The sequence below is a fragment of the Lacrimispora sp. genome (genome assembly GCF_036758025.1).
Classification (GTDB): Bacteria; Bacillota; Clostridia; order Lachnospirales; family Lachnospiraceae; genus Lacrimispora.
Genome location: NZ_DAIOXM010000007.1, coordinates 1 through 14,280, shown reverse-complemented (window position 1 = coordinate 14,280; position 14,280 = coordinate 1). Strand labels below are relative to the sequence as shown.

Here is a 14,280-nt window from a genome sequence, read left to right as displayed (position 1 = left end):
GCTTATTCCTCCGCCAGAATCTCATTCATGGACTGGGCAATTTTCTTACAGGTATCTTCCATGGTGCTTTCTCCTGTCCATACCGCTTTAAACTCCTGGTTAGCCATTTCTTCCCACACGATTGTATTTCTGGAATAAGGACGGAAGACCAGTTCTCCATCCAGCCGGTCTAAATATGCCTGGAGATTGAATCCGGGAACTGCATCTTTCCACGCTTCAGATACTCCTTTATAGGCGGACATGGTGACACCCAGCTGTGCCTGCTTTTCCTGTGCTTCTTTGCTTCCTAAGTATTCGATCAGGCTCCAGGCTGCCTCTGTATTCTTTCCGTCAGCAGCAGCGGCCCAGCCAAGGCCATTGTACATGGATACACGCCTGCCATCCGGTGCCATAGGCAATGGAGCAATATCGCAGTTGGCTGCAGTGTACTCATTGTCCCGGAAAGCAGGAACCATCCAGGAGCCATGGGTGATCATAGCCACCTTGCCGGACTGGAGCAAAACATCGGAGCCGTTTTCTGAAAGGATCTGAAGATCCGGGCAGATTCCCTCTCTCAGCATCTTTTCAAAAACCTGCATGGCTTCAATGGTTTTAGGATCATCGTAGCCGGAGGTTTTCTTATCCTCGCTGATGACATTGCCGCCGTAGGAATAGATGGCATTATAATAACTGTCCTGGTTGTTGGTGCAGTTAAGGGCATAACCGTACTGGCTTCCATCGGCCTTTGTCAGCTTCTTTGCGTTTTCATATACAGTTTCCCAGGTCCAGGTATCATCGGGATAGGCAAGTCCTGCCTCGTCAAACATGGTTTTGTTATACCAGAGGGCAATGGTATCAATGTCCTTTGGCATTGCATACAGCTTGCCGTTACTGGTGTAAAGGTCTGCAATATCGGAATAATAATGACTCATGTCAATTTTATCGCTGGCAGAAATCTTGTCCGTCAAGTCCAGAAGCAGGTCATTTTCCATGTATTTCTGTGCATTGTTGGAATGCATCCAGAATACATCCGGCAGAGAACCTCCCGAAGCGCCTGATTCCAGCAGAAGCCAGTACTCGTTCCAGTTAATGACCTGTACGTCTGCTTTGATTCCCGACTGGGCTGACCAGTCATCCACCAAGGTCTGAATTCCCGGCTTCTGGTTATTGTCCCAGATGGCTACTGTAATCCTGTCTGTAGAACTGCTTTTGCCGTCTCCCCCGGCTGCTGTCCCGCTGCCATTTGTACTGCTTGTCCCACAGCCTGCCAGAGCTGTCACTGCAAAAGCCATTGCAAGGGCGGTTAATCTTTTTTTCATCATTCATTCCTCCTCTTATACAATTATTATCCCATAATATTTTTGATCACTTTAGCATTATCTGTCGAAATACATACCACAATGATATTTTTCATATATCCTTTTATTAAGCGGGGCCCTCGCAATATCAGGAAATCTTTATATAATATCCCGTGTCTGATTAGATATTATCATACAGAATATACAAAATATATGTTTTCATATGATTTCTATATACCATAATTCCGCTTTTTGCCTCTTTGATTGAAATGTGCCAGCATTATGGTATATAATAGATTTTAAGCAATTGGATGAATGTGTTGATAATCAATAAGAAGATTCTAAGTGAAAGAGCATGGAAGAAAGGAAGATACAAGTATGGATAATTATCTTTTTAATGTTTTTCCCAATAAGGTTTTTGTTGATTTGAATCTCTATCAATACGGCTGGCAGCGCTGTACTCCCCTGCATTCTTACGGTCCCTCTGTGAGAAATCACTACCTGTTTCACTATGTCATTTCAGGAGCCGGAACCCTCTCCTCCACCAACTCGAAGGGGATTACAGTGGATTATCAGATCAAAAGCGGACAAGGCTTTTTAATCTGCCCTCAGCAGATCAACACTTATTTTGCAGACGCAAACCATCCCTGGGAATATACCTGGATTGAATTTGACGGGATTCATGTAAAGGAGGCCTTAAACCTTGCCGGAATATCCTTTGATTCTCCTATATACCGCTCCAATGCCAAGGATTTATCCGACGCCTTGAAAAATGAGCTGCTCTACATTGCCAGAAACTCCAAAGAATCCAGCTTTCACCTCATCGGCCATTTATACCTGGCTATGGATTATTTAACCCGGTCCTCTGCCAGCAGGACCATAAGTCAGAAGGGAAAGATTGTAGATTTTTATGTACGGGAGGCTGTTTCCTTTATTGAACAGAACTTTCAGAATGATATTTCCATAGAAGATGTGGCTAATTTCTGTAATTTGAACCGAAGCTATTTCGGCAAGATCTTTCATGAGGCTGTGGGCAAAAGCCCTCAGGAATTTCTCATCTCCTACCGGATGAGCAAGGCGGCAGAGCTGTTAAAGCTTACGGAATTTTCCATCCGGGAGATCAGCAATGCGGTGGGCTATTCCAACCAGCTTCATTTTTCCAGGGCATTTAAAAACATTTATCAGATGTCTCCAAGGCTTTACCGGCAGAAAAACAAAAACAATGAAATATGACAGAGAATCTAAAAAGAGGCAGGTCCATAAGACCTGCCTCCAATAATTGATGTTATCTAACAGCCAGAATTTCATTAATCTGGGATACCAGAACATCACAGTCAATTCCATGAACCTGACATGCTTCCTCTAAAGACTCTGCCTGAGAAGATGGGCAGCCAAGGCAGTGCATTCCGGCACGCATTAAGATTGGGGCAATATTTTCATCAAGTCCAAGTAACTGACCGATTACCATATCTTTATTAATCTGCATTTTGCATTCCTCCTTAAAAAGTGTATATACCATCTCTGATATAATTCGTTTTCATATCAAAAACCCGGTCATCCAAGGACAAACCGGACTCTCTTCTACTATAATACTTTCCCCCTTAATTATCAAGAGTTAAATTGGACTTTTCATTTAAAGTCTATTGATCATTTTTTCTCAAATAAAGTTGTTGACATTGTATACAGTATTCATATATAATACATTCATACAGAGGCTGTATGAATTAAACGCCTTTTTCGACACCCGTTTACATTTTCTGCCTGAGGGCGGAGATACGCAGTTCGATGAAATGCAGTAAAATCGGACTTTCCCATAAAATATCACGAAAAATATCATGGAGGTACACGATTATGAAACCAGAATGGAGAAATTTTACAAAAGGCGTCTGGGAGAGAGAAATCAACGTCAGAGACTTTATCCAGAAGAACTACACTCCCTATGACGGCGATGACTCCTTCCTTGCCGGACCTACCAAGGCAACGACAGAGCTTTGGGACCAGGTTATGGACTTAACCAGACAGGAACGGGAAGCAGGCGGTGTTTTGGATATGGATACAAAGGTCATTTCCACCATCACTTCTCACACAGCCGGATATTTAGATAAAGAGAAAGAAAAAATCACAGGCTTCCAGACTGATAAGCCTTTTAAGCGTTCCCTGCAGCCTTACGGCGGAATCCGTATGGCAGAAAAGGCCTGTTCAGACAACGGATACACCGTTGATCCGGAAATATCAGAATTCTTTTCCACTCATAGAAAGACACACAATGCCGGTGTTTTTGACGCTTATACCCCAGAAATGCGTGCCTGCCGTTCCAGCCATATCATCACAGGACTTCCCGATGCTTACGGACGCGGACGTATTATCGGCGACTACCGCAGGGTAGCCCTTTACGGAATTGACCGTCTTATTGAAGACAAGGAAGAGCAGAAGAACACCACCCGTACCTCCATGAACTCTGATGTAATCCGTGAAAGAGAAGAGCTTTCCGAGCAGCTTCGTGCTCTTGTGGAATTAAAGAAACTGGGAAGCATTTACGGCTTTGACATTTCCAAGCCCGCTTCCAACGTACAGGAAGCTATTCAGTGGACTTATCTGGCTTACTTAGCTGCAGTAAAAGAGCAAAACGGTGCTGCTATGTCCCTTGGACGTACCTCCACCTTCATCGATATTTATGCTCAGAGAGACTTGGCAGAGGGAACCTTTACAGAAGAAGAAGTCCAGGAGTTTGTAGATCATTTCATTATGAAGCTGCGTCTGGTAAAATTTGCCCGTACACCGGAATACAATGAGCTGTTCTCCGGAGATCCTACCTGGGTAACAGAATCCATCGGCGGTGTAGGAATCGACGGACGTCATATGGTAACAAAGATGTCCTACCGTTATCTGCACACCCTTCAGAACTTGGGAACTGCTCCGGAGCCTAACTTAACCGTACTTTGGTCTGCAAGACTTCCCCAGAACTTTAAGCGGTTCTGTGCCAAGAGTTCTATTGAATCTTCTTCTATTCAGTATGAGAACGATGATTTAATGCGTGTTTCCCACGGAGATGACTATGCCATCGCCTGCTGCGTATCTTCCATGAGACTGGGTAAGGAAATGCAGTTCTTCGGTGCCCGTGCCAACCTGGCAAAATGCCTTCTCTACGCTATCAACGGCGGTGTTGACGAAGTCAGCAAAAAGCAGGTAGGACCGAAGTACCGTCCCATTACCTCCGAATACCTGGAGTATGATCAGGTTATGGACGCATATAAGGATATGATGAAATGGCTTGCAAGAGTTTATGTAAACACTTTAAACATCATCCACTATATGCATGACAAATACAGTTACGAGCGCATCCAAATGGCTCTTCATGATAAAAAAGTAACCCGTTGGTTTGCAACCGGTATTGCCGGACTTTCCGTAGTAGCTGACTCTCTGTCTGCAATCAAATACGCCAAAGTTAAAACCATACGTGATGAAAACGGCGTTGTTGTCGATTATGTTGTAGAAGGTGATTTCCCCAAATACGGTAATAACGATGACAGAGTTGACATGATTGCAAGCGAACTGGTCCATACCTTTATGAACTACGTGAAAGGGGTTCACACCTACAGAGCCGGTATTCCTACTACTTCTATTCTGACCATTACCTCCAACGTGGTATATGGAAAGAATACTGGCTCTACTCCTGACGGACGTAAAAAGGGCGAAGCATTTGCTCCGGGCGCCAATCCTATGCACCATAGAGATACCCACGGCGCTATATCTTCCTTAGCTTCCGTTGCAAAGCTTCCATTTAAAGATGCCCAGGATGGAATTTCCAACACCTTCTCCATCGTTCCCGGCGCGCTCGGCAAGGAAGACCGGATTTTCTCCGGAGACTTAGAGGTTGATTTAGAGCTGGCTCTCAGTGAGGATCAGAAATAAGGAGTGACTGCTATGGCAGATTCAAAGGAAAGACAAATCGATGATATCGTCTCTATGTTAGACCAGTTTATGTCCGGAAATGGCGGACACATGAACATCAGCGTATCAGAAGACGGTATCATAAATGCCGAAGGAACAACGGCAAAATCAGTAACCACCACAAATTCCACGGAATGTGCAGACGGCAATTCAGCCTGCCGGATCCCCACCCTGTTTGAGGGCCTGGACGATCCAAATTCCCAGGAAGACAACTAAAAAAGGAGAATAATAATATGGCAAATATCAGCGAATCCCAAATCGATAACCTCGTGAATTTACTGGACGGCTATGTGGCTGAAGGCGGACATCACTTAAATGTCAACGTCTTCACCCGTGAAACTCTTTTGGATGCCCAGCAGCATCCGGAAAAATATCCCCAGCTTACTGTACGGGTATCCGGCTATGCAGTTAACTTCAACAAATTGACAAAAGAACAGCAGGATGAAGTAATTTCCCGTACTTTCCACGATCAGATATAAGATCCGGCAAAGAAGGTGACTCATTTATGACAGGATATATCCATTCCATTGAAAGTTTCGGCACTGTTGACGGGCCGGGCGTGCGCATGGTGGTATTTTTACAGGGCTGCCCCATGCGCTGCCAGTACTGCCATAATCCGGATACCTGGAAAATGGCAGGGGGCACCCCCATGACAGTAGAGGAAATATTAAAGCAATACGAGTCAGCCCGCCATTTTTACCGGAGCGGCGGAATCACCGCAACCGGAGGAGAGCCTCTCATGCAGATGGACTTTGTAACAGAGCTTTTTGAGGCCGCATGGGATAAGGACATCCATACCTGTCTTGATACCTCCGGAGTCACCTTCCGGAGAAATGATCCGGAGTATTTAAAGAAAATAGACAGGCTCCTGGATACCACCAGCCTGGTTATGCTGGATATCAAGCACATTGATGAGGAAAAGCACAAGCCCCTTACAGGGCATTCCAACCAAAACATCCTGGATTTTGCCCGGTACTTAAGCGAACAGAATATTCCTCTGTGGATCCGCCACGTAGTGGTTCCCGGACTTACGGACCACGAACCTGATTTGTACCGGCTGGGACTGTTCATCAGTGAACTGAAGAATGTAAAAGCACTTGATGTCCTTCCCTACCACGACATGGGAAAGGTAAAATACGAAAGCCTTGGAATGGAATATCCCTTAAAGGATGTTCCTCCCATGTCCAAGGAAGGAGCCATTGAGGCCAAGAAGACCATTTTACAGGGAATCCGTGATGGCCGGGCAGGCATCAGAAAGCCCGATTGCTCCTAATTTTAAACATTACTTGCAGCATTTTCTACTTGAACATTTTTAATTTATGGTATAGAATATAGAAAAATGTATAGAATTTAAGGAGGTAATTTATTATGGCACATGTGATTAGTGATGCTTGTATTAGCTGCGGAAGCTGCGAAGGTGAGTGCCCGGTAAGCGCAATCAGCGCAGGTGATTCTCAGTATGTAATTGATGCAGATTCTTGTATCGATTGTGGCGCTTGTGCAGGTGTCTGTCCTACAGGAGCTATTTCCGAGGCATAATCTGCTATTCGATGAGGGTTAATCAAATCGAACGTTTAAATGTTTACATAAATACCTCTTCTCTTGGGAAGAGGTATTTTATTTTAGGAAGGGATATTTCGGATATGAAAAAACCGCTGATCGGACTGACTCCGGTGCATGATACGGATAATGATAATATTAAGATGCGGCCCACTTTTTTAAGGGCCTTAAAAGAGGCGGGGGCTATTCCTGTAGTCATGCCCTTAGAGGCTTCTGAAGAGGATTTAAGACAGCTTGCAAGGCAGCTGGATGGCTTTGTATTTACGGGCGGGCCTGATGTCCATCCTTTTTTGTTTGGAGAGGAAACACATGCTCACTGCGGAAATGTGTCTGCTGCCAGGGATCAGATGGAGCTTTCCCTTCTTCCTCTGGTTATGGAGCTTGGAAAGCCGGTTCTGGGAATCTGCCGGGGCATTCAGGTGCTGAATATCGCTTTAGGGGGCAATATCTGGCAGGATTTTCCTTCTCAGGTGAAAAGGGAATTTCCCGTTGCCCATCAGCAGCCTTTTGACTATCATATGCCTTGCCATAGAGTTGCATTGGTGAAGGGAAGTCTTTTGGAGCGGATATCGGGAATGGAAACCTTAGAGGTTAACAGCATGCATCATCAGGCGGTGAAGGATCTGGCGCCGGGGCTTGTTGCTTCGGCTTATTCTCCTGATCATCTGATTGAGGCCCTGGAAATGCCTGGATACCCCTTTTTTATAGGGGTTCAGTGGCATCCGGAATATCTGTGGGAAAAACAAAAAGAAGCTCTCCGCTTGTTTGAAGCCTTTGCGGGGGCTTGCAGAAAATGATATAATATGAATAAAAAATCCGCAGTTTACACTTTCAGTGGGAGCTGCGGATTTTTGTCTGGTCTGACTTCGCCTGCATTTATCTGAAAGTAGTTTGAATCTATAGCTTTTTACCGTTCCGGCCAAATTTCTTTTTGCGGTTGAAAAACGGAATTTTGGAAGCGGCTGCCTCGGCACGGCCTTTGTTGTCCTTTTGGTAGGTACGCATAAGCTCGTCCAATTGTTTGTAGCGCTCTTCTTCTTTTTCTTCTTTTAAGTTCATCAGGTATTCCATTTCCTTGATGACTTTTTCGTTGACCAGATTGCTGACGTCCTGGCTCAACTGTTCATTGTTCATTTCCAGGGCTCGTCCAATGATATGGTTCATGATTTCCTGGAACTGCTCCATTTTTTCCCTTGCAAGGGATGTGGGGACCGGATTATGTAATTCCAGCCCTGTTTCATCTTCTGATACCATGGCTGCGTTTTCTTTTAATTCCTGGGTTATCTGGTCCTCCAGCAGCTCGTCCGGTATGACGGGGTCCTGCTCGTCCTCAATGACTTTATCAAGGGCTGTTTTAATGGCTTTCAGCTGATATCCTTTTTCTTTTAAATCCTTGATCTGCTTGAATAAACGGATGTGTGCCTCGGTATAATAGCGGTGATCCATTTCGTTTCTGGGGATCTTTAATTCCAATTCCTCCTCCCAGTATCGGAGGACGTGGGATTCTACGTCCACTTTTTTGGATGCTTCCGATATTAAGTAGTGTATTTCAGCCATAGTGTATCCTCTCCTTTGGTTCGTTAAGTTTTCATAACCTTACTATTTATATTTTATGCGGGATTGAGAGAGATTATGAATGGGAAATTAGAAAAATTTTACAGGAACTTATCACTGTTTTTGAAACTTGCGAATTAAATCCGGCAATGCTATAATAAAATAAAGCTCTTGCAGTGGTGCAGCAGAATTGGAGGTCTGATCATATGATATATCCATTTATGACATTAGATGACGGTACAGAAATCGTTCATTCTGAAATGTATCAGAACGGAGAAGTAAAGGTATACATTGAAAAACCTGATGAAAAAGACGGATTTCATTATGCATCCTGCTTTCTTCCTGATTATACCTGGAAAGAAGTGAATGGATTTACTGACACAGAGATTGAGCGGTATCGGGAAATCATTGAATCAACAGCACATTTAATATTGGAATTTGCCCAAGAAGGAGGCTTCGAAAATGCCTCAAATTTTTAAGATCGGTTCTTATTGGGTCTTTTTCTGGGCGAATGAGAACAAACCCTTAGAGCCTGTGCACGTACATGTGGCCCAGGGGAATCCTTCTGCCAATAGTACTAAGATTTGGATAACTAAGGCTGGTAAATGTTATCTGTGTAATAATAATTCTAAAATTCCGAATAAAACTCTTGTAAATATTATGAGAATTATAGAGGCCAGAAGCAGGGAAGTGATTCAGAAGTGGTATGATTTTTTTGGGGAAATTAGTTATTATTGTTAATAAAATTTAATTATTTTTATTGAGGTGATGCGAGGGGAGTCCGCAGGGGCCATCATTGAGAAATGATTCAAAATGCGAATCATTTCTCAATGATGGGGGGCATTCGCCCCATAGAAAGAAACAGAAAAAGGCCCGGGAAAACAAGTGAACTTGTTTTCCCGGGCCTTTCCCTGCCTCTTTCTGCCCTGCTCATTGCTTGGCCATGTTTGCAAATTTCGTATACTCCGGCCGCCAAACTAAATTTACTGTTCCAATAGGACCATTTCTCTGTTTCGCAATAATAACTTCCGCAATATTAGGCATATCCGTATCTTTATTATAATAATCATCTCGATACAAAAACATAACCACATCCGCATCCTGCTCAATGGCCCCCGACTCTCTCAAGTCAGACAGCATAGGCCTGTGATCCTGTCTCGTCTCACATGCCCGGCTTAGCTGGGATAGTGCAATAACAGGGGCGTTTAGCTCTCTGGCTAATCCCTTTAAAGATCTGGAAATTTCTGAAATTTCCTGCTGGCGGTTATCTCCGCCTTTTCCGCTTCCGCTCATCAACTGCAAATAGTCTATGATCACTGCGTTAAGACCGTATTCCAGCTTCATCTTCCGGCATTTGGAACGGAGTTCCATGATGGAGATTCCAGGGGTGTCATCGATGATCAGCTTGGAATTGCCGATTACACCGATTCCCTCTACAACCGCATCCCAGTCGGAATCGGATAAAGTTCCGGTTCTCAGCTTTTGGGAATCTACGTTGGATTCCATGGCCAGCATTCGGTTTACCAACTGCTCCTTTGACATCTCCAGACTGAATACCATACTCGGAAGACCCTTTTTTACAGATATATGATCCACCAGATTTAAGACAAAAGCCGTCTTTCCCATAGAAGGACGGGCGGCGATCAGAACGAAATCCGAAGGCTGTAAGCCGGAGGTCTTGTAATCCAGGTCAATAAATCCCGTCGGAATTCCGGTGACAGTTCCCTGGTTCTTTGATGCCTGCTCGATTTTTTCCAGAACGTTCATGGCTACCTGACGGATGGGAACAAATTCTCCTGAGCTGCGGTTCTGAAGAAGATCAAATATGGTCTTTTCCGTGGTTGCCAGAATGGTTTCCAGGGGTTCCTTCCCCGCATAGCAGGTATTGGCAATGTCCTCGTTGACCTTAATAAGCCTTCTTAAGACCGCCTTGTCCCGCACGATGGCAGCATAGGATTTTACATTGACCGAGGTGGGAACCATGGTGATAATATCCCGGACAAATTCCATGCTGGATACCTCCGGGGGGACATCTTTTTCCTTTAAACGGTTTTGAAGAGTCACCAAATCCACCGGCCTGTTTTCATTAAAAAGCTCCAGCATGGCCTCAAACATGATGCCATACTGGTGCTGATAAAAGTCTCCTGCCGTAACGATTTCGGAAGCCGCAATGATGGCATCCCTGTCCATCAGCATGGAACCAATGACAGACTGCTCCGCCTCTATGCTGTGGGGAAGCACCCGTTTGATCAGGGCGTCATCCATATTCATGCCTCCTAGCTCTCCATTACCTTGACAATCAGTTTTGCAGTTACATCCTTGTGCAGCTTAACCGGAACTTCATGAGAACCAAAGGTTTTAAGAGGCTCAGGAAGTACCAGCTTCTTCTTGTCAATATCATATCCTAACTGGCTCTTGATGGCAGAGGAAATTTCTTTTCCTGATACGGAGCCAAAAGCTCTTCCGCCTTCTCCGGCCTTGATGGATAAGGTGACAGAGGACTCAGAAAGCTTTGCCCCCAGGGCTTTTGCCTCTTCTAACAGCTCTGCCGCAATTTTCTCTTCATTGGCCTTCTGAAGCTTTAAGTCATTTAAGTTCTTTGATGTGGCTTCAATTCCCAGTTTTTTAGGGAGAATGAAATTCCTCGCATATCCGTCATTTACCTTGACGAGCTGTCCCTTTTTGCCCAGTGCTTTTACATCTTCTAATAACACAATTTCCATTATGATATGTCTCCCTTCTCTAACATCTCTTTGATAACCGCTTTTACGCGGGTTTTTGCTTCTTCAACGGTAACTCCTGTAAGCTGTGCGCCTGCAATATTCCGGTGTCCGCCGCCTCCCAAAAGCTCCATCATGACCTGTACATTGACATCATCAATGGAACGGGCGCTTATGTACACCGTATTATTATAGTCCGTCAGGACCATAGAAGCCTTAATTCCTGCTATATTAAGCAGCTCATTTGCCGCCTGGGCACCCACAACTGTGGGGCCTTCCACACCTTCGGTGGGGCATATACTGATGGCAAAGCAGTTCTCGAAGATCTCAGCTTCCCGAACCGCCTCTGTTTTCGCCTTGTAGTCCGCCAGTTCATCCCGAAACAGCTTCCGCACCCGGACCACGTCTGCACCGTTTCTTCTTAAAAATGCAGCCGCTTCAAAGGTCCTGACTCCGGTCTGGTTGGTGAAATTATTAGTATCAATTACAATTCCTGCATACAGGGCATCCGCCTCTGCAGGCTTGATCTTAATGCCGTCCGCAATGTACTGCAGCACCTCTGCCACCATCTCGCAGGCAGAAGAGGCATAAGGCTCCACATAGGACAGCACCGCATTGTCGATGATTTCACTGCTCTGTCGGTGATGATCCAAAACCACAATGGTCTTTACGAGACGAAGCAGGTCCGGGGCATCGGTAATGCTGGGGCGGTTCACATCCACCACCACCAAAAGGGTGCCTCCATCCACCAGATCCGCAGCCTTGGCGCCGCTTATGAATATATCCTCCGGATAATCTGCATTTCCGGAAAAGCGCTCCATCATAGGGCGGACAGTGGTTGTTACTTCATTAATAATAATATTTGCTTTTTTATCCATGGCAGTGGCAATGCGGTAAATGCCCACTGCAGCGCCAAAGGAATCGATATCCGTAAGACGATGGCCCATAATTAAAATCCGGTCCTTTGTCTCCATCAGCTCCCTGAGGGCATGGGCTTTGACACGGGCCTTGACGCGGGTGGTCTTTTCCACCTGCTGGGCTTTTCCGCCGAAAAACTGGATCTTCTCCCCGTCCTTAATGACGGCCTGATCTCCGCCCCGTCCCAATGCCATATCAATGGCAGCTCTTGCGAAATCGTAATTCTTGTAATAGCTGTCCCCATTCATTCCAAGGCCGATGCTCAAGGTCACCGCCATTTCATTGCCAATATTAACAGTTTTCACCTCTTCCAGAATGGAAAAACGGTTTTCCTTCAATTCCCTGACATAGGACTGCTTAATGGCAATAAAATATTTATCCTTTTCCAGCTTCTTTACAATTCCCTCCATGTTGGTGATGTATTTGCTGATCTTCCTGTCTATGAGGGCTGTGAGCAGGGAACTTCTGACATCCTCCACACTCTCCAATGCCTCGTCATAATTGTCCAGATAAATCAGACCTGCCACCATCTTCTGGTCATCCACCATCTGCTTATAGGTGAGAATTTCTGTTTCATCGTAAAGATAAACGGCTACCAGCATCTCTCCAACCACCTCGGTACCAATGGTCCGGGCAGCATCCTCAGAAGAATCCTTTACATAAACGGCCTTCAGCCGGATATGGTACTTTCTCCCGTTTCGTACTGCATGCAAAACAGCGCTTTCCTCTTTCAAGGCAAACGCCTCTTTGGTGATCTCCGGAAAGATAGCCATAATATTTTTTCTTGTGACCTTTAAGGGTTTTTCCTCTCCCAGTACTTCTGAGAATGCCGCATTCCCCCAGAGAATCCGCCCGCTCTCATCTGCAATTCCATAGGGAAGTTCCAGATCAGTAAGGAGCTTCTTCTGCATCCAGGAGTACTCCGCAGAAAATTCCACAAGGCCGCTTAAAAGACGTTTCCTTCTGTAAATATAGAGCCAGACCGATATTCCGATGTACAGAAGGGTAAATGCGGCCATAATAATTCCCGCCTTTACGTCAACTGCACCAATCACCGCGTTGGCAGCGATCAGCAATGCGCTTAAATAAAGCGGCCACTGCATATACGTCCTTAGCTGTCCCTTTATTTTGAACTTTTCTTTCATATATTTCTCCTTATGGAAAAAAGGGTCCTCTTTTTCACTATCTTATTATTATAGCATAGTCATCAGGGTTAGTCCATTAAAATGAGAAACAGGCAGCCTCTGCCAAAAAGCCAGACACATTAACTGTTCATTTTCCGGTATTCTGACGGCGACGCTCCAGTGGCTTTTCGAAAGGATCTTGAAAAATAAAGGGGATCATTAAAGCCTACGGAATAAGCAACCACACTGACTGGAAGAGAAGGATTCTCAATCAGCATATTACAGGCACTTTGAATACGGAACTGAGTCAGGTATTTTAAAGGAGGAACCGAATATTCCTTCATAAACAGACGGTATAGGTGGCTGCTTGAAATACCGGCAAAAGAAGCAATTTCATCAATGGTGATGGGGCTTTGATATTCCGTTTTCATATAATTAAGGGCCTTCTCCAGATAATCACTGCCTTTGGGAGGAGGAGGGTTACGCTCTGAATCCGCTATAATAATAGAGAATAAATGAGTTAGCTTTGAAATCATATACAGGTAACTTTTGGTTTGTGTTCCATAATTTTTATACAAGTCAATCATAGTTTCGGCAATGTCATCGGAAGGAATATGCAAAATATGCTTCTTTTTCGTAAATCCGGTCTGTTTTATAATATAAGGAATATCCAATCCCAGAAATCCCACCCAGCAGTATTTCCATGGGCACTCCAGATCTGCACCATACTTAATGATCTCGTTGGGAAATGACATAAATAAATCCCCTTCTGAAAGCCAGTGCCTTTCTTTTCCTACATTGTACCAGCCTTTCCCTGAAATAACATAGTGAAGCAGATAATAAGCACGGATGCCAGGCCCCCAGATATGACCGGGTTCTGTCTGGGAATATCCGGCAGTACGGATTATGATACCGGTGATTTCCGTCCGGTAAGAGGAGAAAACTTTTTTAAACGGCACCTCCTGCGGGTTTAAGTGTTCTTCCTCTTCTTTGAATTCATTGCCGTTATTCTCTTTGTATGACATGGGTAATACCTGCTTTCCTGAAATATCTCTAATTATACTACAAAATATATAAATTTACCAAATGATAAAGCGGAGTTCCTGACTTTCCCATGGTATTTATACAAACAAAGTATGCAATAAAAATCCATATAATGAGATTTTTATATATTGT

Annotated in this window: 16 protein-coding genes; 9 read left to right on the top strand and 7 right to left on the bottom strand. The window is 44.6% G+C overall.

What is annotated here, in order from left to right:
* Positions 1 to 2 precede the first annotated feature (2 nt).
* Entirely contained in the window at positions 3 to 1,301 is a 1,299-nt protein-coding gene (locus V7M78_RS07885; RefSeq protein WP_333648178.1) for an ABC transporter substrate-binding protein, read from the bottom strand.
* A gap of 354 nt (positions 1,302 to 1,655) precedes the next feature.
* Between V7M78_RS07885 and V7M78_RS07880 the strand changes: the two genes are divergently transcribed.
* Positions 1,656 to 2,510, top strand: a complete 855-nt coding sequence (locus V7M78_RS07880) for an AraC family transcriptional regulator (RefSeq protein WP_333648176.1) — start codon at positions 1,656 to 1,658, stop codon at positions 2,508 to 2,510.
* A 52-nt stretch (positions 2,511 to 2,562) separates the two neighbouring features.
* Here V7M78_RS07880 and V7M78_RS07875 read toward each other — a convergent pair whose 3' ends face one another.
* The gene (locus V7M78_RS07875; RefSeq protein WP_333648174.1) at positions 2,563 to 2,763 is read right to left on the bottom strand and encodes a DUF1858 domain-containing protein; all 201 of its coding nucleotides are present in this window, start codon (positions 2,761 to 2,763) and stop codon (positions 2,563 to 2,565) included.
* A 365-nt stretch (positions 2,764 to 3,128) separates the two neighbouring features.
* Here V7M78_RS07875 and pflB point away from each other — a divergent pair, with 365 nt between their 5' ends.
* The 6 genes from pflB (at position 3,129) to V7M78_RS07845 (ending at position 7,585) form a co-directional block, all read left to right on the top strand.
* Positions 3,129 to 5,189 (top strand): formate C-acetyltransferase, encoded by a 2,061-nt coding sequence (gene pflB, locus V7M78_RS07870; RefSeq protein ID WP_333648172.1) that lies wholly within the window; start codon positions 3,129 to 3,131, stop codon positions 5,187 to 5,189.
* Positions 5,190 to 5,201: 12 nt separating this feature from the next.
* Entirely contained in the window at positions 5,202 to 5,444 is a 243-nt protein-coding gene (locus V7M78_RS07865; protein ID WP_333648170.1) for a hypothetical protein, read from the top strand.
* A 17-nt stretch (positions 5,445 to 5,461) separates the two neighbouring features.
* Positions 5,462 to 5,707, top strand: a complete 246-nt coding sequence (gene grcA3 / locus V7M78_RS07860; protein ID WP_333648168.1) for an autonomous glycyl radical cofactor GrcA3 — start codon at positions 5,462 to 5,464, stop codon at positions 5,705 to 5,707.
* Between the two features lie 26 nt (positions 5,708 to 5,733).
* The gene (gene pflA / locus V7M78_RS07855; protein WP_333648166.1) at positions 5,734 to 6,501 is read left to right on the top strand and encodes a pyruvate formate-lyase-activating protein; all 768 of its coding nucleotides are present in this window, start codon (positions 5,734 to 5,736) and stop codon (positions 6,499 to 6,501) included.
* 95 nt (positions 6,502 to 6,596) lie between these two features.
* Positions 6,597 to 6,767 (top strand): DUF362 domain-containing protein, encoded by a 171-nt coding sequence (locus V7M78_RS07850; RefSeq protein WP_333648164.1) that lies wholly within the window; start codon positions 6,597 to 6,599, stop codon positions 6,765 to 6,767.
* Between the two features lie 104 nt (positions 6,768 to 6,871).
* Entirely contained in the window at positions 6,872 to 7,585 is a 714-nt protein-coding gene (locus V7M78_RS07845) for a gamma-glutamyl-gamma-aminobutyrate hydrolase family protein (RefSeq protein WP_333648162.1), read from the top strand.
* A gap of 100 nt (positions 7,586 to 7,685) precedes the next feature.
* On the opposite strand, the gene V7M78_RS07840 is transcribed toward V7M78_RS07845, so the two are convergent.
* Positions 7,686 to 8,345 carry a helix-turn-helix domain-containing protein gene (locus tag V7M78_RS07840; protein WP_333648160.1) on the bottom strand — a complete coding sequence of 220 codons (660 nt, stop codon included), beginning with the start codon at positions 8,343 to 8,345 and terminating at the stop codon, positions 7,686 to 7,688.
* Between the two features lie 203 nt (positions 8,346 to 8,548).
* On the opposite strand from V7M78_RS07840, the gene V7M78_RS07835 reads away from it, so the two are divergent.
* Entirely contained in the window at positions 8,549 to 8,821 is a 273-nt protein-coding gene (locus tag V7M78_RS07835; protein WP_333648158.1) for a hypothetical protein, read from the top strand.
* On the top strand, positions 8,805 to 9,083 hold the full coding sequence (locus V7M78_RS07830; RefSeq protein ID WP_333648156.1) for a DUF4160 domain-containing protein: 279 nt from the start codon (positions 8,805 to 8,807) through the stop codon (positions 9,081 to 9,083). Before V7M78_RS07835 ends, V7M78_RS07830 begins: the two co-directional genes overlap by 17 nt.
* Before the next feature lie 189 nt (positions 9,084 to 9,272).
* On the opposite strand, the gene dnaB is transcribed toward V7M78_RS07830, so the two are convergent.
* The 4 genes from dnaB to V7M78_RS07810 all read right to left on the bottom strand — a co-directional run bounded on the left by dnaB (position 9,273) and on the right by V7M78_RS07810 (position 14,129).
* Positions 9,273 to 10,607, bottom strand: a complete 1,335-nt coding sequence (gene dnaB, locus V7M78_RS07825; RefSeq protein WP_333648154.1) for a replicative DNA helicase — start codon at positions 10,605 to 10,607, stop codon at positions 9,273 to 9,275.
* A gap of 11 nt (positions 10,608 to 10,618) precedes the next feature.
* Positions 10,619 to 11,065 carry a 50S ribosomal protein L9 gene (gene rplI, locus V7M78_RS07820; protein WP_333648152.1) on the bottom strand — a complete coding sequence of 149 codons (447 nt, stop codon included), beginning with the start codon at positions 11,063 to 11,065 and terminating at the stop codon, positions 10,619 to 10,621.
* A complete protein-coding gene (locus V7M78_RS07815) occupies positions 11,065 to 13,125 on the bottom strand; it encodes a DHH family phosphoesterase (RefSeq protein ID WP_333648150.1) in 2,061 nt (686 codons plus the stop codon). Before V7M78_RS07815 ends, rplI begins: the two co-directional genes overlap by 1 nt.
* Before the next feature lie 119 nt (positions 13,126 to 13,244).
* Entirely contained in the window at positions 13,245 to 14,129 is an 885-nt protein-coding gene (locus V7M78_RS07810) for an AraC family transcriptional regulator (protein ID WP_333648148.1), read from the bottom strand.
* Between the last annotated feature and the right edge of the window lie 151 nt (positions 14,130 to 14,280).

What these genes read in the sequence shown, in the direction of transcription:
- V7M78_RS07885 (WP_333648178.1), bottom strand. Translation starts at nt 1,301, where the DNA reads ATGATGAAAAAAAGATTAACCGCCCTTGCAATGGCTTTTGCAGTGACA.
- V7M78_RS07880 (WP_333648176.1), top strand. Translation starts at nt 1,656, where the DNA reads ATGGATAATTATCTTTTTAATGTTTTTCCCAATAAGGTTTTTGTTGAT.
- V7M78_RS07875 (WP_333648174.1), bottom strand. Translation starts at nt 2,763, where the DNA reads ATGCAGATTAATAAAGATATGGTAATCGGTCAGTTACTTGGACTTGAT.
- pflB (WP_333648172.1), top strand. Translation starts at nt 3,129, where the DNA reads ATGAAACCAGAATGGAGAAATTTTACAAAAGGCGTCTGGGAGAGAGAA.
- V7M78_RS07865 (WP_333648170.1), top strand. Translation starts at nt 5,202, where the DNA reads ATGGCAGATTCAAAGGAAAGACAAATCGATGATATCGTCTCTATGTTA.
- grcA3 (WP_333648168.1), top strand. Translation starts at nt 5,462, where the DNA reads ATGGCAAATATCAGCGAATCCCAAATCGATAACCTCGTGAATTTACTG.
- pflA (WP_333648166.1), top strand. Translation starts at nt 5,734, where the DNA reads ATGACAGGATATATCCATTCCATTGAAAGTTTCGGCACTGTTGACGGG.
- V7M78_RS07850 (WP_333648164.1), top strand. Translation starts at nt 6,597, where the DNA reads ATGGCACATGTGATTAGTGATGCTTGTATTAGCTGCGGAAGCTGCGAA.
- V7M78_RS07845 (WP_333648162.1), top strand. Translation starts at nt 6,872, where the DNA reads ATGAAAAAACCGCTGATCGGACTGACTCCGGTGCATGATACGGATAAT.
- V7M78_RS07840 (WP_333648160.1), bottom strand. Translation starts at nt 8,345, where the DNA reads ATGGCTGAAATACACTACTTAATATCGGAAGCATCCAAAAAAGTGGAC.
- V7M78_RS07835 (WP_333648158.1), top strand. Translation starts at nt 8,549, where the DNA reads ATGATATATCCATTTATGACATTAGATGACGGTACAGAAATCGTTCAT.
- V7M78_RS07830 (WP_333648156.1), top strand. Translation starts at nt 8,805, where the DNA reads ATGCCTCAAATTTTTAAGATCGGTTCTTATTGGGTCTTTTTCTGGGCG.
- dnaB (WP_333648154.1), bottom strand. Translation starts at nt 10,607, where the DNA reads ATGGATGACGCCCTGATCAAACGGGTGCTTCCCCACAGCATAGAGGCG.
- rplI (WP_333648152.1), bottom strand. Translation starts at nt 11,065, where the DNA reads ATGGAAATTGTGTTATTAGAAGATGTAAAAGCACTGGGCAAAAAGGGA.
- V7M78_RS07815 (WP_333648150.1), bottom strand. Translation starts at nt 13,125, where the DNA reads ATGAAAGAAAAGTTCAAAATAAAGGGACAGCTAAGGACGTATATGCAG.
- V7M78_RS07810 (WP_333648148.1), bottom strand. Translation starts at nt 14,129, where the DNA reads ATGTCATACAAAGAGAATAACGGCAATGAATTCAAAGAAGAGGAAGAA.